The organism is Nocardia sp. NPDC060259 (genome assembly GCF_042728775.1).
Taxonomy (GTDB): Bacteria; Actinomycetota; Actinomycetes; order Mycobacteriales; family Mycobacteriaceae; genus Nocardia.
This window is the reverse complement of the sequence record NZ_JBHXAY010000015.1, coordinates 21,640-42,156: the sequence shown is the minus strand read 5'-3', so window position 1 is coordinate 42,156 and position 20,517 is coordinate 21,640. Positions and strand designations below refer to the sequence as shown.

Annotated in this window: 22 protein-coding genes; 10 read left to right on the top strand and 12 right to left on the bottom strand. The window is 69.6% G+C overall.

Annotation, left to right across the window (positions count from 1 at the left end; translation table 11 throughout):
- Positions 1-16: 16 nt before the first annotated feature.
- Positions 17-940 carry a VOC family protein gene (locus ACFWF2_RS09150; RefSeq protein WP_379306202.1) on the bottom strand — a complete coding sequence of 308 codons (924 nt, stop codon included), beginning with the start codon at positions 938-940 and terminating at the stop codon, positions 17-19.
- Positions 941-1,286: 346 nt separating this feature from the next.
- Here ACFWF2_RS09150 and ACFWF2_RS09145 point away from each other — a divergent pair, with 346 nt between their 5' ends.
- The gene (locus tag ACFWF2_RS09145) at positions 1,287-2,552 is read left to right on the top strand and encodes an MFS transporter (RefSeq protein WP_379306287.1); all 1,266 of its coding nucleotides are present in this window, start codon (positions 1,287-1,289) and stop codon (positions 2,550-2,552) included.
- A gap of 4 nt (positions 2,553-2,556) precedes the next feature.
- Here ACFWF2_RS09145 and ACFWF2_RS09140 read toward each other — a convergent pair whose 3' ends face one another.
- A complete protein-coding gene (locus ACFWF2_RS09140; RefSeq protein ID WP_379306200.1) occupies positions 2,557-2,970 on the bottom strand; it encodes a DUF3099 domain-containing protein in 414 nt (137 codons plus the stop codon).
- Positions 2,971-3,053: 83 nt separating this feature from the next.
- On the opposite strand from ACFWF2_RS09140, the gene ACFWF2_RS09135 reads away from it, so the two are divergent.
- Positions 3,054-3,293 (top strand): DUF3039 domain-containing protein, encoded by a 240-nt coding sequence (locus tag ACFWF2_RS09135; RefSeq protein WP_189024012.1) that lies wholly within the window; start codon positions 3,054-3,056, stop codon positions 3,291-3,293.
- On the opposite strand, the gene ACFWF2_RS09130 is transcribed toward ACFWF2_RS09135, so the two are convergent.
- Positions 3,263-4,390, bottom strand: coding sequence for a YihY/virulence factor BrkB family protein (locus ACFWF2_RS09130; RefSeq protein ID WP_379306198.1), 1,128 nt, complete (start codon positions 4,388-4,390; stop codon positions 3,263-3,265). The genes ACFWF2_RS09135 and ACFWF2_RS09130 overlap by 31 nt on opposite strands.
- 250 nt (positions 4,391-4,640) lie before the next feature.
- Here ACFWF2_RS09130 and ACFWF2_RS09125 point away from each other — a divergent pair, with 250 nt between their 5' ends.
- Complete coding sequence (locus tag ACFWF2_RS09125; RefSeq protein WP_379306285.1) at positions 4,641-6,320, top strand: DEAD/DEAH box helicase; 1,680 nt, start codon at positions 4,641-4,643, stop codon at positions 6,318-6,320.
- A gap of 111 nt (positions 6,321-6,431) precedes the next feature.
- Here the strand turns inward: ACFWF2_RS09125 and ACFWF2_RS09120 are convergent, their stop codons facing one another.
- The gene (locus tag ACFWF2_RS09120) at positions 6,432-7,034 is read right to left on the bottom strand and encodes a TetR/AcrR family transcriptional regulator (RefSeq protein ID WP_379306196.1); all 603 of its coding nucleotides are present in this window, start codon (positions 7,032-7,034) and stop codon (positions 6,432-6,434) included.
- A 148-nt stretch (positions 7,035-7,182) separates the two neighbouring features.
- Between ACFWF2_RS09120 and ACFWF2_RS09115 the strand changes: the two genes are divergently transcribed.
- Positions 7,183-7,920 carry an SDR family NAD(P)-dependent oxidoreductase gene (locus ACFWF2_RS09115; protein WP_379306194.1) on the top strand — a complete coding sequence of 246 codons (738 nt, stop codon included), beginning with the start codon at positions 7,183-7,185 and terminating at the stop codon, positions 7,918-7,920.
- Between the two features lie 100 nt (positions 7,921-8,020).
- On the opposite strand, the gene ACFWF2_RS09110 is transcribed toward ACFWF2_RS09115, so the two are convergent.
- Both ACFWF2_RS09110 and ACFWF2_RS09105 read right to left on the bottom strand, forming a co-directional pair.
- Positions 8,021-8,569 carry a hypothetical protein gene (locus ACFWF2_RS09110; RefSeq protein ID WP_379306192.1) on the bottom strand — a complete coding sequence of 183 codons (549 nt, stop codon included), beginning with the start codon at positions 8,567-8,569 and terminating at the stop codon, positions 8,021-8,023.
- Complete coding sequence (locus ACFWF2_RS09105; RefSeq protein ID WP_379306283.1) at positions 8,569-10,383, bottom strand: DEAD/DEAH box helicase; 1,815 nt, start codon at positions 10,381-10,383, stop codon at positions 8,569-8,571. The genes ACFWF2_RS09110 and ACFWF2_RS09105 overlap by 1 nt, the downstream gene beginning before the upstream one ends.
- A gap of 125 nt (positions 10,384-10,508) precedes the next feature.
- Between ACFWF2_RS09105 and ACFWF2_RS09100 the strand changes: the two genes are divergently transcribed.
- Complete coding sequence (locus ACFWF2_RS09100; protein ID WP_379306190.1) at positions 10,509-11,270, top strand: TetR/AcrR family transcriptional regulator; 762 nt, start codon at positions 10,509-10,511, stop codon at positions 11,268-11,270.
- Between the two features lie 93 nt (positions 11,271-11,363).
- Here the strand turns inward: ACFWF2_RS09100 and ACFWF2_RS09095 are convergent, their stop codons facing one another.
- On the bottom strand, positions 11,364-11,558 hold the full coding sequence (locus ACFWF2_RS09095) for a hypothetical protein (RefSeq protein ID WP_029903635.1): 195 nt from the start codon (positions 11,556-11,558) through the stop codon (positions 11,364-11,366).
- 402 nt (positions 11,559-11,960) lie between these two features.
- Between ACFWF2_RS09095 and ACFWF2_RS09090 the strand changes: the two genes are divergently transcribed.
- Genes ACFWF2_RS09090 through ACFWF2_RS09080 form a run of 3 tightly spaced genes read left to right on the top strand, consistent with a single transcriptional unit; the run spans position 11,961 to position 14,037 of the window.
- Positions 11,961-12,332 carry a DUF952 domain-containing protein gene (locus ACFWF2_RS09090; protein ID WP_379306188.1) on the top strand — a complete coding sequence of 124 codons (372 nt, stop codon included), beginning with the start codon at positions 11,961-11,963 and terminating at the stop codon, positions 12,330-12,332.
- A 38-nt stretch (positions 12,333-12,370) separates the two neighbouring features.
- Entirely contained in the window at positions 12,371-12,853 is a 483-nt protein-coding gene (locus tag ACFWF2_RS09085; protein WP_189023997.1) for a cation:proton antiporter regulatory subunit, read from the top strand.
- Between the two features lie 5 nt (positions 12,854-12,858).
- Complete coding sequence (locus ACFWF2_RS09080; protein WP_379306186.1) at positions 12,859-14,037, top strand: cation:proton antiporter; 1,179 nt, start codon at positions 12,859-12,861, stop codon at positions 14,035-14,037.
- On the opposite strand, the gene ACFWF2_RS09075 is transcribed toward ACFWF2_RS09080, so the two are convergent.
- The 3 genes from ACFWF2_RS09075 to ppgK all read right to left on the bottom strand — a co-directional run bounded on the left by ACFWF2_RS09075 (position 14,038) and on the right by ppgK (position 17,569).
- Positions 14,038-14,943, bottom strand: coding sequence for an MHYT domain-containing protein (locus ACFWF2_RS09075; protein ID WP_379306184.1), 906 nt, complete (start codon positions 14,941-14,943; stop codon positions 14,038-14,040).
- Between the two features lie 249 nt (positions 14,944-15,192).
- Complete coding sequence (locus ACFWF2_RS09070; protein WP_379306182.1) at positions 15,193-16,566, bottom strand: RNA polymerase sigma factor; 1,374 nt, start codon at positions 16,564-16,566, stop codon at positions 15,193-15,195.
- A 244-nt stretch (positions 16,567-16,810) separates the two neighbouring features.
- Complete coding sequence (gene ppgK, locus ACFWF2_RS09065) at positions 16,811-17,569, bottom strand: polyphosphate--glucose phosphotransferase (protein WP_379306181.1); 759 nt, start codon at positions 17,567-17,569, stop codon at positions 16,811-16,813.
- 96 nt (positions 17,570-17,665) lie between these two features.
- Here ppgK and ACFWF2_RS09060 point away from each other — a divergent pair, with 96 nt between their 5' ends.
- Entirely contained in the window at positions 17,666-18,562 is an 897-nt protein-coding gene (locus tag ACFWF2_RS09060; protein WP_379306179.1) for an inositol monophosphatase family protein, read from the top strand.
- Positions 18,563-18,603: 41 nt separating this feature from the next.
- Here the strand turns inward: ACFWF2_RS09060 and cei are convergent, their stop codons facing one another.
- Entirely contained in the window at positions 18,604-19,287 is a 684-nt protein-coding gene (gene cei / locus ACFWF2_RS09055) for an envelope integrity protein Cei (RefSeq protein WP_379306177.1), read from the bottom strand.
- Between the two features lie 374 nt (positions 19,288-19,661).
- On the opposite strand from cei, the gene ACFWF2_RS09050 reads away from it, so the two are divergent.
- Positions 19,662-19,964 (top strand): DUF4193 domain-containing protein, encoded by a 303-nt coding sequence (locus ACFWF2_RS09050; protein WP_218716942.1) that lies wholly within the window; start codon positions 19,662-19,664, stop codon positions 19,962-19,964.
- Between the two features lie 14 nt (positions 19,965-19,978).
- On the opposite strand, the gene ACFWF2_RS09045 is transcribed toward ACFWF2_RS09050, so the two are convergent.
- Complete coding sequence (locus tag ACFWF2_RS09045; RefSeq protein WP_373291664.1) at positions 19,979-20,515, bottom strand: DUF3093 domain-containing protein; 537 nt, start codon at positions 20,513-20,515, stop codon at positions 19,979-19,981.
- Positions 20,516-20,517 lie beyond the last annotated feature (2 nt).

Genomic DNA, 20,517 nt, shown 5'->3' with positions numbered 1-20,517 from the left:
GAGGGATGCGGGCGGGTCAGCTGGGGAGCAGGCCGGTGTACGGGTCGCGGCCGGTGACGCAGTAGAGCGCGCCGCCGGGATCGCGCATGACGATCCAGCGCTCGCCGTCGGCGACGCGGTCCGCACCGAGGGATTCGTGCCAGGTGGCGGTGGCGGCGATGTCGGTGGAGGCCAGGTCCACGTGGGCGGCGGCCGGGCGGGGGTCGTCGAGGCGCTGGAGCAACAGCTGCAGTGGCTCGTCGTCGCCGCGTAACCGGGAGAATTCGGGGAGGCGTGACGGCTGGTGGGTCCAGCCGGTCAGCGATCGCCAGAACGCGGTATCGGTCGCGATGTCGGCGGGGGCCAGGTCGAGGCCGATCTGGTCGAGGCGGGTCACGGTGCCGTCCGGTGCGGTCGACACGGTGACCGGAGGCGGCGCGTCGTTCTTGACCGGGGTGAAGCAGAACGTCTGTCCGGCAGGGGATTCGAGCACGGTGTAGTCGGGCGCGACCAGGACGATGTGTGCGCCGAGCCCGGTCGCGGTCGCCACCGCGGCGGGGATGTCGTCGACATCGAGGTCAAGGTGGATGCCCCCGCCGTCACCGACCGCCTGCATCTTGACCCAGGCCGGTCCGGTGGCAGGCAGCAGCGTCACGAACTCGTCGTGCGCGCCGCGTGGCGCCGACACCGTCGAGCCGGTGACGGTCGCCCAGAAGCGGACACAGTCGTCGAATCCGTCGGCAGGCCGATCCAGGAACGCCCACATCCAGCGAATCATGTTGTCTCCCTGCCAGTCCGCCACATCGTCACCGATGAAGCCAGGTGTGTACGGCTCGTCGGCGAAGACAGCCGGAACGGGAATCGGCGCCTGCGCCCTGGGCCGGGTGCGACGACGCTCCGTCGTGACTGCGGTCCGCAGCGACGCGGTCGTCGATGGCTGAATCCTGTAAGGCCCCAGCACGATCGCTCGTCTGCGAGTCGAAGTCGAGAGAACCACAGTCCGCCCGATACGAACGGTAGGCGTCCTGCCACGCGCTGTCGACTGGGTTCCCCGCGAGCTCCCCGAGAAACGAGCGAACTCGATGGGCCCGGATATCCATTGGCAGGATATCGATGAAAGATGGCATACCGGCCACTCGTTCGTGTCGCGACGATCCGGCACCCTGTTTCGGGTGACCGATCTCCGCGCGCCCCTGTCGCCCACCGGCGACGACGACTCGGCCGAACGGGCAATCCCCGCGCCACGCTCCGCCACCGACACCAAGACCCCGCGTCCTGATCGGCCCACGGACGCCGTCGACGGTGAGATCGATGCGGCCCCACCCGGTCGAAGAACTCTCCATCCCGCGTGGATCGTGGCGGGCGTCGGCTTCGTCGCCCTGCTCGGCGCCGCGGCGTTCCGCTCGGTGCCCAGCGTCCTGATCGACCCGCTGCACACCGAGTTCGGCTGGTCGCACGCCACGATCTCCACCGCCGTCTCGCTGAATATGCTGCTCTACGGCCTGATCTCGCCGTTCGCTGCCGCGCTGATGGATCGCTTCGGCATCCGCCGGGTGGTGTGCTCGGCGCTGGTGCTGATCGCGGCGGGCAGCGGGCTGACGGTGTTCATGACCCAGGCCTGGCAGCTGGTGGCGACGTGGGGACTGCTGGTCGGGATCGGCGTCGGGTCGATGTCGATGCCGTTCGTCGCCACCATCACCGGGCGCTGGTTCGTGCGCAGCCGCGGGCTGGTCACCGGCGTGCTCACCGCGGCGGGCGCGACCGGGCAGCTGGTGTTCCTGCCGCTGGTGTCGATGCTGGCGCACGAGCACGGCTGGCGGTTGCCGTCGGTGATCGTGGCCGCGGTCGCGCTGGCCGTGGTGCCCCTGGTGTGGTTGTTCGTGCGCGACTACCCCAGCGACGCCGGGGTGCGGGCCTACGGCGCGCCGCCCGGCTCGGACGCCGGTGCGCGGGTCCCGGGTACCGGGGGTGCGGGCCGGGCCCTACAGGTATTGGCCGCGGCCGCGCGCAGGCCCGGATTCTGGCTGCTGGCAGGCGGTTTCGCGGTGTGCGGTGCGTCGACGAACGGTTTGGTCGGTACGCATTTCGTCACCGCGGCCCACGATCACGGGATGCCGCCGACCACCGCGGCCGGACTGCTGGCGCTGGTCGGGATCTTCGACGTGGCGGGCACGATCGCCTCGGGCTGGCTCTCGGATCGGGTCGATCCGCGCTATCTGCTGCTCGGCTACTACTCGCTGCGTGGGTTGTCGCTGCTTATTCTGCCCTCGCTGCTCGGCCCGCACACCCAGCCGAGCATGTGGGTGTTCATCGTCTTCTACGGTCTGGACTGGATCGCGACCGTTCCGCCGACGGTGCTGCTGTGCCGGGAACTGTTCGGCGCCGACGGCCCGATCGCGTTCGGCTGGGTATTCGCCGCCCACCAGGTGGGCGCCGCCGTCGCGGCCACTGGCGCTGGGCTCATCCGCGACCTGCAGGGTTCCTACGATCTGGCCTGGTATCTCGCGGGCGCCCTGTGCGGGCTCGCGGCGCTGATGTCGATGCTGGTGCGCCGACCGGCGACAACCGCGTAGACCGCTATTCGATCGCCTTGTGCGATCGGGATTCCAGGGCGATCTGGTTGTTGCGGCCGTCCCAGCGGCTCGGTTCGTTCTTGGTGCGCGGCGGCCGGTCGTTGGCGATCAGCACGGCGATCCACGGCAGCGGCACCGAGGCGACGATGATCAGGATCGACAGCAGCGGGTTCTCGAACGCGCTGTAGGCGATCGCGGCCAGGATCAGGCAGGGGATGCGGAAGGCCATGATGATCGTGTAGCGGCGCACCCTGGCGCGATGCTGATCGTCGAGCGACGGCGCGGCCTCGGTGATGAGCACGGGGTGCTTGGCATCGGCGCCGGGGAAATAGCCGCGCGAGCTGGGCGCGGCGGGCCTGGTCACCTCCGGGTCCGGGGTCGGCTCGTCGGCGCCGGAGGGCTCGCCGTAGGACTGCATACCCCGAGTCTCCCACTCGGCTCGTGCGAACGCACACGCGGCTGGTCAGCGGTACACGGCCGGGATGCGGCATCATGGAAGGCGTGAGTACAGACACTCTGGTACGCCCGGAAACCACGACAGACGAGACGACCGGCGACGACGTCCCCAAGTTCTTCCACTACGTGAAGAAGGACCGGATCGCCGAGAGTGCCGTGATGGGCACGATGGTCGTGGCGCTGTGCGGTGAGGTCTTCCCGGTGACGCGCTCGCCCAAGCCCGGATCGCCCGTGTGCCCGGACTGCAAGAAGGTCTACGACGGTTTGCGCAAGGGCGGCGACTGAGCGGGTTCCGCGGCCGGTAAGGCCGGCGCCTCCGGTGAGGCGTCGGCCGGTTCGTCGTCGCCGCGCACCTGGTTCGTCAGCCACTCCTTGACCTGCTCCATCCTGGTCGCCCGCGCGGGCCAGAATTCCTGCACCGCGGCGTTGAACTCCGCGCCCAGAATCACCGCGAAGCCGAGAAAATAGGTGAACAGCAGGAACGCGATCGGGGTGGCCAGCGCGCCGTAGCTCACGCCGGTCGCGGTGATCCAGGACAGATATCGCCGCAGCAGATCGCTGGCCCCCATGAAGAACACCCCGGCCACCAGCGCGCCGCCGAACAGCCGATGCCACGGCAGCGATTTGTGCAGGGCCAGCTTGTAGAGCGTGGTGAGCCCGACGATCAGCAGCAGGCCGACGATCGGGTAGTAGAACGTGTCGATCAGCCGCAGTCCGGGTTCACGCCAGGTGTCGGGCAGGACGCGGCCGATCCGGGTGGGTCCCAGCGCGATCACCGGCAGGATCAGCACCGCCGCCACCAGGAACTGCACATACAGCAGCAGCGCGAAGATCCGCTGCCAGACGGGATGGCGGGCATCCTGCTGATCATGGGCTTCCACGATCGCGTCGACGAAGGTCGCCATCGCCGAGGAACCCGCCCACAGCGACAGCACGAAACCCACCGACACCACCGCGCCGCGACCGCGGCCGAGCACGTCGTCGACGGTCGGCTCGATCAGGTCGGCGACGACCGAGGGGCTGAAGAACTCCCGGCTGAACGCGATGATCTTGGCTTCCACGATCTGCACCGTGTCCGGCCCGAACAGCCCGCCCACATAGCCGAGGCTGCCGAGCAGCCCGAGCAGCAGCGGCGCGAGTGAGAGCGTCTGCCAGAACGCGGCAGCGGCGGACTTGGCGAAGATCGAGTTGTTCCAGCTCTTGATCGCCACCCGGACGATCAACCGCCACGCCGTGGCGGGCCACCGCACCCACCACGCGTGTTCGCGGGGACGTTGCGGGACGGGCTTGCCCGCGGTCGCGGGCAGCGCGGGGGAACCGCTCGGCTGGTGCGCCCGCGGTGGGTGCGCCGCGTCGGCTGCCCGGACCTGGTCGTTGTTCATCTCCGGTCAAGCATCCCGCACGAACCGGGCGCGTGGGGTACGGGCCGGGCATCGTGTCGGCGGGTAACAGGTAAATGGCCGGTGACCTCGGACGGTGTTGTGATGCCTGTCGCGCACCCCGCGTCGGTTTGGCGACACGCCGCACCGGGCGGCTAGGGTCATCTGCGTGACTGGGTCGGGTGACGCCGCTGCGGCGAGGGATGCGGGTACACCGGGCGATTCGGCTGCCGGGGGTGCGTCGGGGGGTTCCCTGCGCGCGTGGCAGCGGCGCGCCCTGACGAAGTACCTGGCCACCAAGCCGCGCGATTTCCTCGCGGTCGCCACGCCGGGCGCGGGTAAGACCACCTTCGCGCTGCGGGTTGCCGCGGAGTTGCTGGCCGACCGTACGGTGGATCAGATCACCGTCGTCGCGCCCACCGAGCACCTCAAACACCAGTGGGCGGCCTCGGCCGCCCGCTCGGGCATCCAGCTCGACTCCCGGTTCTCCAACTCCACCGGCGGCACCTCGGGTGACTATCACGGCGTCGTGGTGACCTATGCGCAGGTCGCGGCCCATCCCACCCGGCATCGGGTGCGCACCGAGAACCGTCGCACGCTGGTGATCCTCGACGAGATCCACCACGCGGGCGACGCCAAGACCTGGGGTGAGGCCACCGAGGAGGCCTTCGGCGACGCGACCCGGCGCCTCGCGCTGACCGGAACCCCGTTCCGCAGCGACGATTCCAAGATCCCGTTCGTCACCTACGAGCCCGACGAAGCCGGTTTCCCCCGCTCGCGCGCCGACCACTCCTACGGCTACGCCGACGCGCTCGCCGACGGCGTCGTGCGCCCTGTCGTGTTCCTGGCCTACTCCGGTGACGCGCACTGGCGCGACAGCGCGGGCGAGGAACACACCGCCCGCCTCGGCGAACCGCTCAGCGCCGAACAGACCGCGCGCGCCTGGCGCACCGCGCTCGACCCGGCCGGTGACTGGATCTCGGCGGTGCTGCGCGCCGCCGACGTCCGCTTGCGCCAGCTGCGCGCCTCCGGCATCCCCGATGCCGGTGGCCTGGTGATCGCCACCGACCAGGAACGGGCCCGCGACTACGCCGAACTGCTCGAACACATCTCGGGTGAGCGCCCGACCGTGGTGCTCTCCGACGACCCGCAGTCCTCGCAGCGCATCGGCGAGTTCGCCGAGGGCACGCAGCCGTGGATGGTGGCGGTGCGCATGGTGTCCGAGGGCGTCGACGTGCCGCGGCTGGCCGTCGGTGTGTACGCGACGAGTGCGTCGACCCCGCTGTACTTCGCGCAGGCCATCGGCCGGTTCGTGCGTGCCCGCAGGCCGGGGGAGACGGCGAGTGTGTTCCTGCCGTCGGTGCCGGTGCTGCTCGACCTGGCCGCCCAGCTGGAGTTGCAACGCGATCACGTCATCGGCAAGCCGCACCGCGAGAAGAACGCCCTCGACGACGAACTGCTGATCGACGCCAACAAGACCAAGGACGAGCCCGGCGAGGAGGAGAAGTCCTTCGTCGCGCTGGCCGCCGACGCCGAACTCGACCAGGTGATCTACGACGGCTCCTCCTTCGGCACCGCCACCATCGCGGGCAGTGACGAGGAAGCCGACTACCTGGGCATCCCGGGCCTGCTCGACGCCGACCAGATGCGGGCGCTGCTGCGCGACCGGCAGACCCGTCAGCTCGCCGACCGCAGCGCCGCCCAGGAGTCCGCGCCCGCGCCCGCCGCGGTCGCCGAACGGATCGCCACCTCCGACAAGCTGGGCGAACTGCGTCGCGAACTCAACAGCCTGGTCGCGATGCACCATCACCGCACCGGTAAGCCGCACGGCGTGATCCACGGTGAGCTCCGTCGCGAATGTGGCGGTCCCCCCACGGCGTTGGCGTCGGTCGACCAGTTGGGGGAGCGGATCGCGGCACTGCGTCGCCGGTAGTGGTCAACCGCGTGCGGGCTGCGCGGCAGGACACGTGCCTGTCGGTGTTCGTCGACTGATCCGCCTCGTCGGCCGATCGTCGCGGATGGCGTTCGTGATCGAGGCCACGGTCTACTTCGCCGCTGCTGCGAGAACCCGCAGTGCGCTGTCGACGGCGGCGCTGAGCTCACTGAAGTCGACGCCGTCCCTGGCCTGGATCGACAGCCCGTAGAGGACGGTGCTGTAGAGCGCGGCCAGCGCGGCGGTGTCTGTGCCGGGTTCGAGGTCGCCGTCGGCGACACCACGGTCGAGGCGGGCGCGGATGTCGGCGGTGGTGTGGCGGCGGGCCTCGACGAGAAACTCGCGGACCGAGGCCGTCCGGGTGGTGTAGGTAGCGCCGGCGAGAACCACCATGCAGCCGTGCGGCAGACCGGGGTCGGTGTAGGTGGTGATGTTGTCGCGCAGCATCGCCTCGATCGCGGCGTAGGCGGTCGGTTCCTCGCGCAACGCCCGCGCGGTGCGTGACCCTTCGGTGCGGCCGTAGAGCTCGATCGCGGCGCGGAACAGGGCTTCCTTGTCACCGAAGGCGGCATAGAGGCTCGGGGAGTTGATGCCCATGGCGGTCGTGAGATCGGCCAGGGAGGCGCCGTCGTAGCCGCGTTCCCAGAACACCTCCATGGCACGCCGCAGGGCCACGTCGCGATCGAAGCCGCGCGGGCGGCCGCGTTCTGCCATGCCAAACCTTTCTGTGCCGATCGGCAAATATACCGCGCGGACAGTGAGCCGGAGCATTCTGTATCGATCGATAAGAAACTCTTGACGCCGGCGCCGGCATGCGCTTGTCTATTTATGTATCGCCTACTACAGAATTGGAGCACGCCTGATGACGAGCAGCACCACCGTGGCCCTGGTGACCGGCGGCAGCCGGGGGATCGGCGCCGCCATCGCCCGCAGGCTGGCCGCAGCCGGCACCGACGTGGCGTTCACCTACCAGCGCGACGAGGTCGCGGCGAAGTCGGTCGCCGCCGACATCGAGGCGCAGGGCAGGCGGGCGCTGCCGATCCGGGCCGACAGCGCCGATGCCGCGCAGGTCGTCGCCGCTGTCGACCGGACCGCGCGTGAGCTGGGCGGCTTGGACGTGCTGGTGAACAACGCCGGGATCTTCCCGGCCAAGCCGTACGAGGAATTCGGCGTCGACGAGATCGACCGTGCGCTCGCCATCCACGCCCGCGCGCCGTTCGTCGCGGGCCAGGCCGCGCTGGCGCACCTGGGCGAGGGCGGCCGGATCATCTCCATCGGCTCGAACCTGACCGACCGCGCGCTCTTCGGCGGACTGGCGCTGTACAACCTGAGCAAGTCGGCGCTCAACGGCTACACCAAGGCGCTGGCCAGGGAACTCGGCCCGCGCGGCATCACCGTCAACCTGGTCCAGCCGGGCCCGACCGACACCGACATGAACCCGGCGGGCAGCGACCACGCACCCGCGCAGCGCGAATTCAACGCGCTCGGCCGGTTCGGCGCCGCCGAAGACGTCGCCGATCTGGTCGCGTTCCTGGCAGGCCCGTCGGCCCGGACGATCACCGGGGAGATCATCACGATCGACGGCGGCACCAACGCCTGAGTGCGGCACTGCCGGTGAACGCGCCATCGGCCGCGCCGCGGTCGTCGTCGCGGCCCGCCTCGGCAGGTCGCGGCGACGTCACGGCCCACCGGCGAAGCTCTCAGTGCACCCGCTCGAAGAACTGGGTCGGGTCGAGCGCGTTGATGCTGGTCCAGCGCGGTTCCTGGACCGGAGCCCCGGCCTCCTCGGTGGCGTCGAAATACCCCTGGAGTTCCAGCGCCACCCGCGGATTCTCGTCCACCTGCCGGGCAATCGCGTACAGCACCGCGAGCACGTGCAGACACCGCGCGGTCCGGGCCGAGCAGGAGCAATCGGTGCTCACCAGCGTCGGCGCCGGGGAGTGCCCCGCGTCGAGCAGCGCCCGGTGCATCTCGTCGGTGACCACGGTCGGATCGGGAATCACTCGCGCGATCGCGGTGATCGCCGCCCTGGTCAGCGGCGCCACCTCGACATGCGCGATCGAAGCCTGTCCGCCGCGATGCAGGTGCGCGCGTACCGTCCGCCCCTCGGTCTCGGTACGTACCCCGTCGTTGCGGGCGATGCTGCGGGCGCGGGGCAGCAGCGGTTCGGGCCGGGTCTGGCGCAGCGGCTCGGCCAGCCGCACCCAGTCCCTGCCCCACGCCGTGTAACCGAATTCGTTGTCGGGCATCAGTTCTCTCGCTTCCGTCGCAGGATGTCGACGAGGGCGTCGTCGTCGAGCCGGGCCAGCTCGGCTATGCCCGCCGCGTCCGAGAGATCGGTGAGCGCCGACTTGCGGGTGTGCATCGCCGCGATGTGCTCCTCGACCGTGGTCGCGCTGGTCAGCGTGGTGACGGTGACCGTGCGGGTCTGCCCGATCCGGTGCGCCCGGTCCGAGGCCTGCGCCTCGACGGCGGGATTCCACCAGCGATCGAAATGGATCACATCGGCGGCGCGGGTCAGGGTGAGACCGGTGCCCGCGGCGCGCAAGCTCAGCACCAGCACCGGTGGGCCGTCCGGTGATTGGAACGCGGTGACGATCCCTGAGCGCTGGTCGGCGTCGAGCCCGCCGTGGAAGAACGGCGCGTCGACCCCGAACTGTTCGGCGAGATGGCGCACCAGCAGCTCGCCGGTCTGTCGGTACTGGGTGAAGATCAGCGTCGGGTCACCGGTGTCGAGATTGGTGGCGACGATGTCGGTGCACAGGTCGAGCTTGCCGGAGCGACCGGCGATCTCGCCCAGGTCGCCGGAGATCAGCCCGGGGTGATTGCACACCTGTTTGAGGTGGGTGAGCGCGGCGAGCACCCGCCCCTGACGTTGCAGGCCGGAACCGAAGCCCTCGTCGAGCGCCTCGGCCAGGACCGCGTCGTAGACCCGTTCCTGCTCGGCGGTCAGGTCGCACAGCAGATCGCTGTGGATCTTCGCGGGCAGCGAGGCCGCGACGTGAATCTTCTTGCGGCCGAGCACCACCGGCTCGACGGCATCGCGCAACCGGGCCGCCGCCGCGGCCGAACCCTCCTCGATCGGCCGGACGAACCGGCGCCGGAACTGCGTGCGATGGGCGAACAGTCGCGGCACCGTGAGATTGAGCAGCGCGAACAGTTCGTCGAGATGGTTCTCCACCGGCGTGCCGGTGAGCGCCACCTTGGCGTCCGCGGGCAAGGCGCGCGCGGCCTTCGAGACCTGGGTACGCGGATTCTTCAGCGCCTGCGCCTCGTCGAATACCACGGTGGCCCACTGCTGTCCGGTCAGTGCCGCCCCGTGCAGCCGAAGGGTCGGATATCCGGTGACGACCACGGTCCCCGCGCCGACGGGCACATCACCGCCACGCCAGGACACCGCCTTCAGCCCCGGCGCGAACCGGGTGATCTCGTGCACCCAGTTGCCCACCAGCGAGGTCGGGCACACCACGAGTTGCGGTCCGTCGGCGCGCCCCTGCAGGAACCCGATGGTCTGCACGGTCTTGCCCAGTCCCATCTCGTCGGCCAGCACCGCACCGCCGAACGCGTCGACGGTCTCGCGCAGCCAGCTCACCCCGCGCACCTGATACGGCCGCAAGGTGGCATCCAGGACCGCTGCCAGTTCGGCGTCGGCCGCCGCGGTCTCGCGCAGCACGCGCACCGCTCGCTGGGCCGAGACGATTGACGTGCCGACCGCATCGGGGACAGCGTGCGCCGCGGCGGGTAGCTCCACGGGGATCGCCGACCCGTCGCCGGGTGGTTCCATCGCGCCGGTGTCGCGGCTCGGCGGTGCGGTGGCCTCGCCCGCCGTGGCTGTGCGTCGTGCGGCGGCCAGCAGCTCGCGCCACGCCAGGGCCGACGGCGCGAGGTCTGCGATGGTGACACCGGCCAGCTCGGCGGGTGTCACCACGGCGGCCGGGATCTCGACCGGTTCGATCGCGCCGCGCTCGCCGACGGGCAGCGCGAGCGTCAGTGCTTCGGGGTCGCCGATACCGGCGGGCGCGGCACCGGCACCATGACCGGCCCAGGTCCACAGCGCGAACAGATGACGGTCGGGGAGATAGGTGGCCTGGGTGGCGGGCAGAGCGGTCTCCTCTGATCGGGCAACACGAACAACCGAACAACGTACACTGTACTGAGTTTGTTCCCGAGTGCCAGAAAGGACGGCTCGTGCCCACCGACGGCGCCGAGAAAGCCACCGCGCAGGCCACCCAGATCCTCGAGCTCTTGTGGCGGCACGCCTTGCCCGCCAAGCCGGGAGCGCGCGGACCCAAACCCGGTCTCACGGTCGACGCCGTGGTCGCTGCGGGCATCGCCCTTGCCGATCGCGAGGGCATCGAGAAGCTGACGATCCGCGCGGTGGCCGCCGAACTCGGCCTGCGCGCGATGAGCCTCTACACCTACGTGCCGAGCAAGGACGCGCTGCTGGTGCTGATGGTCGACGCCGTCGCCGCCGACGACCCGGAGATACCCGCCGACCTGCCGATCCGGGATCGGATGATCGCGATCGCCACGCGGATCAGGACCGAGCTGATCGCGCACCCGTGGCTGCTCGAGGTCTCCCCGTGGCGTCAGGTGCTCGGCCCGGCCAGGATGCGCCGCTACGAGAATCAGCTCCGCGCGATCTCCGGCACCGGTCTGACCGACCTCGCCATGGACCGCGCGATCGCGGTGCTCACCGACTTCGCCACCGGCAATGCCCGCCTCGCCGTCGCGGCCGCGGGCGCGACGGCCCAGCTCAGCGACGCGGACTGGTGGCAGGTGCACGGCCCGCTGCTGGCCGAGGTGATGCCCGCCGCCGACTTCCCCCTCGCGAGTCGGGTCGGCACCGCCGTCGGCGAGCATTATCAGGCACCGGCCGACCCCGACGGCGCCTTCGCCTACGGGGTCGCGACGCTGGTCGACGGCATCCTCGCCGACGCGGGCGACTGACCCCGGATACAACAACAGCGGGCGCCCTGTCCGGGTCGCCCGCTGTCGGGATGTTCTGTTGTCAGATGTGATTGTTTCGGACGCGAGGAGTGGTCAGAGAGCGGGAGCGGATTCCGTGTCGATCACGGCTTCGAGCTCGCGCAAGCGGTCCATGTGTTCATTCGCGTGGTGCTGGCAGAAGAGCAACTCGCCACCCGCGGGAAGAACGGCACGCACTCGGGCAGCCGCCCCGCAACGATCGCAACGATCGACCGCGGTCAGTGGGGTGCTGGTCAGGGTTCCTGGCATGACTCCTCCGTCCCGGCTCCCGGCGCTGCGTGGCCGTTCGCCTAGGTGTGGGCCCCGTGGTCACTCCACGAGGCTCGCATCCGCTACTTCCCAGCAGGGGTACGACTACTCTGTCAGACGTTCGGGGTTCAGGCTTTGTTCCCGGAAGTGAATCTTTGTGTTTTCGATAACACGACCTGCGGTTTCGCTGAAAGCGAACACCACTGGTCACCGTCTCGAGCACCCGCCGATCACCCACGGCGCCGTCGCTGCCACCTCCCACTCGAACCAGTCACTCATCAATCTGTCGCTCGCTGCGGTGTTGCCCGTTACCCGCGGGCCGCGCCACCGAACCGAGCCACCTCGTCGATCCTGTGTCAGGGTCTTTCCCGTCCGAACCTGTTGTCTACCCGGAGATTACCCGTGACATCCGACACCCACACGCTTGTTCACCTGTGTTCTTCCCAAGAATGGGAACAATCCCAGCGAACCGGGGAACGCAGGCCGCCGTCGCTGACCGAGAGCGGCTTCGTCCACCTGTCCACCCCCGCCCAGGTCCACCTGCCCGCCAACCGGCTCTTCGCCGGGCGCACCGACATGATGGTGCTGTGGCTGGACCCGGCCCGGTTCACCGGCGAGGTGAGATGGGAGCCGGGTGTGCCGACCGATCCGGCCTCGATGCTGTTCCCGCATCTGTACGCCCCGCTGCCGGTGGCCGCGGTGCTCGCGGCCGAGCCGTACCTGCCCGGCACGGACGGATTGTTCGGCACGCCCCAGCGCGGCGAAGTGGCGTAGACCACATCCTTGGTCACCGCGCGACTACTGTGGACGGTGTGAACGTCGACGTCACAGCGCTACCGGGGATCGGAGTGCGCAAGGATTTCGAGGTCAAGTCGGGCCGCCGCGTCGGGGTGATCGCCCACCGCGACGGTGACATCGACCTGATCGTGTCCAAACCCGACGACCCGGACGCGATCGCGGCCCAGGTGCCGCTGTCGACTGACGAGGCGTCGGTGCTGGCGAACCTGCTCGGCGCGCCGCAGCTGGTCGCCAAACTCAACGACGACCATCGCGACCTACCCGGGATCACCACCCGGCAGCTCGCGATCGGCGACGAATCACCGTACGCGGGTCGCACGTTGGGCGAGACCGGGATGCGCACCCGCACCAAGACCTCGATCGTCGCGGTGATGCGCGCCGGTCAGCTGCACCCGTCGCCCGGCCCGGATTTCACCTTCACCGAGGGTGATCTGCTCGTCGTCGTCGGCACCCCGGACGGCCTGGACGCGGCCGCGAAGATCCTCGCGCACGGCTGACGGCCGTGACCTCGCAGGCCCTGGCTCTGCTCGAGCTCGGCGTGATCTTGTTCGCGCTAGGCATCTGCGGGCGAGTCGCGGGCCGGTTCGGGATGTCGCCGATCCCGCTGTACCTGCTGGGTGGGCTGGCGTTCGGGCGCGGGGGATTCTTCGAGCTGGAGGTGGCCACCGAGTTCGGGCACCTGGCCGGCGAGATCGGCGTCGTGCTGCTGCTGTTGCTGCTCGGGTTGGAGTACACCGCCCCCGAGCTGATGACGGGCCTGAAGCGCTCCTGGGCGGCAGGCGTGCTCGATCTGGTGGCCAACGCGCTACCCGGCGCCGCGGTGGCGCTGATCCTGGGCTGGGGCGTGACCGGCGCCGTCGTCCTCGGCGGCGTCACCTACATCTCGTCGTCGGGGATCGTGGCCAAGGTGCTCGACGACCTGGGCCGCCTCGGTAACCGCGAGACGCCGGTCGTGCTGTCGATCCTGGTCCTCGAGGACCTGGCGATGGCGGTGTACCTGCCGATCCTGACGATGATGCTGGCCGGGCTGAGCCTGCTCAGCGGGCTGGTGTCGCTGGCGATCGCGCTGGCCACCATCTCGGTGGTGCTGGTGGTGGCGCTGCGCTTCGGCAGGCTGGTCTCGGCGGTGCTCGACAGCGCCGACCGCGAGGTGTTCCTGCTACAGCTGCTCGGCGCCGCGCTGCTGGTGGCCGGTGCCGCCTCGGCGCTGAACGTCTCGGCCGCGGTCGGTGCGTTCCTGCTCGGCATCGCGATCTCCGGTTCCACCGCGCACGAGGCGGCGAAACTGCTGGAGCCCCTGCGTGATCTGTTCGCCGCGATCTTCTTCGTCGCCTTCGGGCTCTCGATCGACCCGGCCGCGGTGCCGCCGGTGTTCGGCTGGGCGGTCGCGCTGGCTGTGGTCACCACCGGCACCAAGGTGGCCGTGGGCTGGTGGGCGGCGAGCAGGCAGGGGATCCGCCGGATGGGCCGCGCCAGGGCGGGCGCCGCGCTGGTGGCGCGCGGCGAGTTCTCCATCGTCATCGCGGGTCTGGCCGTCGCCTACGGCAAGGCCGACGCGCGGCTGGCCGCCCTCGCCTCGGCCTATGTGCTGCTGATGGCGATTCTCGGACCGATCGCGGCCAGGGTCGTCGAGCCGGTCGTCGAATTCACCCGGCGCCGCACCGAGGTGGCGGCGAGCTGATCAGTCGACGACCCGGCGCGGCCAGCTGCCCGCGCCGTCGTAGACCAGTTCCTCGGTGCGGTAATCGATGTGCTCGCGGGTCGGCGCGCCGGGGGCGGGGGGCAGGGGAGCGGGCGGAATCGGTTGCTGCCGACGGGATTTCGGTTGATGCCGGGAGGTCAGCCACATCCGTGGCAGCGCCTCCTCGTTCTCGATCTCGGTGAGGCTCACGCTGATCAGCACCAGCATGGTGACGATGCTGCTCACTCCGATCAGCGGCGCCAGCAGATCCATCGCGCCCGAACCCGTCGGCGGCGCGGCGTGATGGTTGGAGTGCGCGTGCATGGCGGCCATGCCGGTGTAGTGCATCCCGGTGACGGCAACGCCCATGATGATCGCCGCGCCCACCGTCGCGAGAAAACCCTTGACGCGCAACGTGAACCAGAGCGCCACGATCGAGGCCACCACCGCGATCACCATCGACAGCGTGACGATCTTCGGGTCGTAGGTCACCGTCGCCGTCGACCTCATCGCGTACATACCGGTGTAGTGCATGGTGCCGACGCCGAGGCCGGTGATCGTGCCGCCCGCCAGCAGCGAGCGCAGCGTCGGCTGGGGCTTGTTGACCATGAACAGCCCGATTCCGACCACCACCATCGCGGTGATCGCGCTGAACAGCGTCAGCGGGATGTCGTAGCGGATCTCCGCGCCGCGGATGGTGAAACCGAGCATGGCGATGAAATGCATGACCCAGATGCCGGTTCCGCCGATGGCGATCGCCGCGCCGATCAGCCAGCCGACCCGTCCCTCCACCGCGTTGCGGCCGCGGGCCGCGCACTGCAGGCCGAGCAGACAGCCGGTGACGGACATGAAATAGGCGAGAACGGGGGTGAACCAGCCGTAGCTGAAGTGATAGATGTCGAGCACGCCGCGAAAAACCCTCAATGCCGTACCGCAGAGCGGCGGCGGTAGAACGAAAAACTGTCTGTGACAATACGGTGAAGATCGCGAATTCGCGGCGTTCACAGCGCAATCCAGCACTGTGGGTTTGATCACGAAAAGGTTACCGAGTCCGGTTTATTGGCAATACGGACCGATCGGCATTTTTATTCGGAAATGAAACGAGGCCCGTATCCATCCGGGACGAATGGATACGGGCCTCGCGGTAAAGCTCGGTCAGTCGAGGTAGTCGCGCAGCACCTGCGACCGGCTCGGGTGGCGCAGCTTGCTCATGGTCTTCGACTCGATCTGGCGGATGCGCTCGCGCGTCACGCCGTAGACCTGGCCGATCTCGTCGAGGGTGCGCGGCTGACCGTCGGTCAGGCCGAAGCGCAGCCGGACCACGCCCGCCTCGCGCTCGGACAGCGTCTCCAGCACCGACTGCAGCTGATCCTGCAGCAGGGTGAAGCTCACCGCGTCGACCGCGACGACGGCCTCGGAGTCCTCGATGAAGTCACCGAGCTGGCTGTCGCCCTCGTCGCCGATGGTCTGGTCCAGCGAGATCGGCTCACGCGCGTACTGCTGGATCTCGAGGACCTTCTCCGGCGTGATGTCCATTTCCTTGGCCAGCTCCTCCGGGGTGGGCTCACGGCCCAGGTCCTGGAGCAGCTCGCGCTGGATGCGGCCGAGCTTGTTGATGACCTCCACCATGTGCACCGGGATACGGATGGTGCGGGCCTGGTCGGCCATGGCGCGGGTGATGGCCTGACGGATCCACCACGTCGCGTAGGTCGAGAACTTGTAACCCTTGGTGTAGTCGAACTTCTCGACCGCGCGGATCAGGCCGAGGTTGCCCTCCTGGATCAGATCCAGGAACGCCATGCCGCGACCGGTGTAGCGCTTGGCCAGCGAGACGACCAGGCGCAGGTTGGCCTCGAGCAGGTGGTTCTTGGCGCGGTTGCCGTCGCGCACGATCCAGTTGAAATCGCGGCGGGTGGTCACCGAGAGCTTCTCGCCGGCCTCGGCGAACTCGCGCATCTTCTCCGCGGCGAACAGGCCGGCCTCGATCCGCTTGGCGAGTTCGACCTCCTCCTCCGCGTTGAGCAGCGCGACCTTGCCGATCTGCTTGAGGTAGGCGCGCACCGAGTCGGCGGAGGCGGTGAGCTCGGCATCCTTGCGTGCCTGGCGCAGCGCCTCGGACTCCTCCTCGTCCCAGACGAAATCGCCGGAGGCCTTGTCCTTCTCGGAGGGCTCCTCGGTCTCGGCTTCCTCGGTGGTGTCCTCGGCCACTTCTTCGACCAGGGCGTCGCCGTCGGTGAGCTCGTCCTCGGAGACCTCGAGATCACCGAGATCGTCGAGTTCGATCGACTCGTCCTCGAGCTGTTCCTCGCCACCCTCGGCCGAGGTCGCCTTCTTCGCGGCGGTCTTCTTGGCCGGTGCCTTCTTGGCGGCAGCCTTCTTCGCCGGAGCCTTCTTGGCAGCGGCCTTCTTCGCCGGAGCCTTCTTGGCAGCGGCCTTCTTGGCCGGAGCCTTCTTGGCCGTGGTGGTGGCGTCGGCGTCGGCGTCGGCGTCGGCCGAGTCGGCGGTCTGACGGGTATTCGTGGCTACCACGTACGCCCTTTCGTGACGGTCTCGTGCGGCGTCACGCCAGAGTGGTTTTCCGGCGGAGCGGTCGGTCGGGTTGCACCGGCGGTGCGTCGGTCGGGTGACGCCGGTATGTTCACCGGCCTTCTCGCGACCGGCCGCGGCCGGAAGGTTTCACCGGCTCACCGCCGGACGTGTTCCATTGTAACGATCCAACCAGGGTACTCATGGCACGATGCCATCGAGGCGTTGCGCCGCCCTGCGCGCCGCACTACGGCGCGATGCCCATCTCGATGGCCATGGCGGCGCCGACGATACCCGCGGTGTTCTTCAGAACGGCCGGAATCACCGGAGTTCGGTTGGTGAGCAAGGGGATCCACTGGTCGTAATCGCGGCTGATGCCGCCGCCTGCCACGATCACGTTCGGCCAGAACAGGTCCTCGATGTGGCGCAGCACGGTGCTGACCCGCTCGGCCCACTGCGGGTAGGTCAGGTTCTCGCGGTCCTTCACCGAGGCGGCCGCCAGGTGCTCGGCCTCGGCGCCGGTGATCACCAGGTGGCCGAGTTCGGAGTTGGGCACGAGGGTGCCGTTGTACATCAGCGCCGAGCCGATGCCGGTGCCGAAGGTGAGCAGCAGCGTCAGCCCGGTGAGGGCACCGGCGGCGCCGTAGCTGTCCTCGGCCAGGCCCGCGGCGTCGGCGTCGTTGAGGACCGTCACCTCACGCCCGCCCAGCGCCTTGCTGAACAGCGAGCGCGCGTCGGTGCCGATCCACCCGTGGTCGACATTGGCGGCGGTCCTGGCGTGCCCGTCGAGCACCACGCACGGCAGGGTCAGGCCGACCGGTCCGTCCCACTCCGCCTGCGCGACGAGCTCGGCCACCGCACCGGCGACCGCGTCCGGGGTGGACGGCTGTGGCGTGGCGATCTTGATCCGGTCGTGGGCCAGCAAGCCGGTGGCCAGATCGACCACCGCGCCCTTGACGCCGCTGCCGCCGATATCGATGCCGAAGGCGTGCCCTCGAGCAGACATGGTTCAACCCCTCGCTCGTGCGGTCGATGTGCCTGACAAAGAGTAGCGGTAGTCACGTCCCGGGCGAGTCGACTCGGCATGTGATGCCATGGAGTGGTGCCCGAACCCACAGCCTTCGAGACCACCACCCCCACTGTCGCCGCCGATGACGACGAGTTGCGTTCGCTCGCCGTGGAACTCGCCGAAGCGGCCGCCGCGCACGTGCGTGCCCGCAGACCCGAGGTGTTCACCGACGGCGGTCCCGCCGAGGGCGCCGTGGCCACCAAGGGGCACGTCACCGATCCCGTCACCGTCGTCGACACGGAGTCCGAGCAGCTGATCCGCGGGCTGCTCGCCGAGCGCAGGCCCGCCGACGCGATCCTCGGCGAGGAGGGCGGCGGCGATGTCGGGGCGAGTGCGCCGGGCACCGTCACCTGGGTCGTCGACCCGATCGACGGCACCGTGAACTTTCTGTACGGGCTGCCCGGCTACGCCGTCTCGGTGGCCGCGGTGCGCGACGGCAGTCCGGTCGCGGGCGCGGTGGTCGACGTGGCGACAGCGACCACCTACAGCGCCGCGCGTGGCGGTGGCGCCACGGCGGTGCGCGCCGACGGCACAACGACGATCCTGACCTGTGCCCGCGAGGACTCGCTGGCGGTGGCCCTGGTGGCCACCGGCTTCGCCTACGGGAGGCAGCGCCGGGCACGGCAGGCGCGACTGCTGACCGAGATCCTCCCGGAGATCCGCGACATCCGCAGGCTCGGCGCCGCCGCCATGGACCTGTGCCATGTCGCGGCGGGCGAACTCGACGCCTACTACGAGCACGGCCTCAACGCGTGGGACTGGGCGGCGGGCGCGCTGATCGCCGCCGAGGCCGGGGCCGTCGTGCGTGTCCCCGAGGTCACCGTCGGCGGCGCCGCGGGGAAGATCACGATCGTGGCCGCTCCCGGAGTGGCCGGGGAGCTGACCGCGTTGCTCGAGCGCGTCGGCGCCACCGAGTCGCTGCCGGACTGAACCGCGAGGGCGGTCCCGGCGTCAGGGCCGGGACCGCAGGCTCAGCACTTGACGTCGCGGGCGGCCTCGATCAGCGCGGGATCGATCGACGACGAGCTGGCGCCGGGCGCCAGGTTCTTCAGTGCCCGCAGGACAGCCTCGGCGTCGGCGCCGGGCCGCAGCGATTCGCCGAAGGCCAGGCCGAGGACCAGGTCGACCGAGTCGTCGGTGCGCGGGTCCTCGATCAGTTCGGCGCACGGCGCGACCAGCTGGACCGACGCGGCCGCGGGTCTGCCGTTGACGCCGAAGCGGATCTGCCCGGTGCAATTGAGGTCACCGCCGACATAGACCGGATCGTTACCGACCTGTGTCCCCGGCGCGCCGGCGAATCCGAGGTCGCCCAGTGCGGAGGCGATGTTGCCCGCCTGGCCGCTCTTGCCGTTGGCGTTGAAGACCCTGACCTTCGACTCCGCCAGCGCGGCGGGATCGACCTCGTCGAGGCGGGAGGGGCCGACCCGCGTGCCGAGCGGTGCGGGTTGGGGTGCGTTGGTGGCCGTCGGCGTGCTCGGTGCGTTGCAGGCCATCGGCTCGTTGCTGTCGTCATGGGTGCGAAACGCCGTGATCCAGACGAGCAGGCTCACCAGAGCCAGCACGAGGACCAGCGCGAGCCAGAGCTCGGGCCGCCGTCGCGGGAAGGGTGTGCCGTCGCGATCGGTCGCGCTGCCTTCGGTGATCAGTGAAACCACGCGCTCACTCTACGAGTCCGGCGGCCGGGTGTGAGTGCGGGATGTCTCGGCGAGTTTCCCGCCAGGTGAAGATTCGTCGTCGGTTTCGACTCGGCCGGGTTTTGATTGCGACATTTGTCCGTAGGTCCGCTATTGTCTGCCCGCCCAGATCGAATAATCACCGGTGAAACGGTGGTCGGTCGCGGGAACAACAAGGGCATGTCCTGCGTTAACCGAACGCTGTCGGAGTGATCGATCGCCGATCGACCCTGATAGGCGACCGGTGTACGTGTGAGGTGCACCACCGGCGGGGCGGTACGAACGCCGGACCCCTGCGGGGTACGGCAATCGAACCGATCCGGGATATACGGAGTAAGGACTGAGGGGAAGACGACATGGCAACCGACTATGACGCACCGCGGCGCACCGAATCCGACGAAGTGTCGGAGGATTCGCTCGAGGAGCTGAAGGCCCGCCGCAACGAGGCGCAGTCCGCCGTCGTGGACATCGACGAATCCGATACAGCGGAATCGTTCGAGCTTCCCGGCGCGGACCTGTCCGACGAAGTACTCAGCGTTCGGGTGGTCCCGAAGCAGGCCGACGAGTTCACCTGTTCGAGCTGCTTCCTCGTGCACCACCGCAGCCGACTGGCCAGCGAGAAGGGCGGCCAGCTGATCTGCATGGACTGCGCCGCTTAAGGCGACGCGACGGGTCAGCCCGCGCTCGGGAGTCCGAGCGCGGCCAAGACCCGGTCCGGCCTGCGCGTACTGATCAACCAGTACGGCGTCGGGTCGTCCGGGTCGTCGAGAACCAGCAGCGCCATGGGGCCGATCCAGGCCCGGTGCTGCACATACGCGGCGGGGTCGAGCTGTCGGCCCAGCGCCGCACTCTTGGCCGTCGGAGCGACGGCCGCGGCGCGCGCGACGAAACTCACCGGCAGGTGGGCGCGGTCGACGCGCAGTTCCGCGGCGCCGTCGGGCGCGACGGTCACTTCCAGGCGATGCCTGCTCATCCACAACAGAATCCAGACCGGCACCGGCGCGAGGAGCACGTAGGGCAGCCACGCGCGCAGGCCGGGCGCTCCCATGTGGATCTCGGCGGCCAGCAGCCCCGCGATGGCGAAGCCGATCGGCCACCACCACAGCGGCACCCACAGGCGTTCCCGGTAGGGCGAGGCACCGTGCGCCGAGGGCGCGGGGCGGTCGGTGTCCGCGGTGTCGGCGGTCGGCGAATGGGGCTGGTCGGGCACCC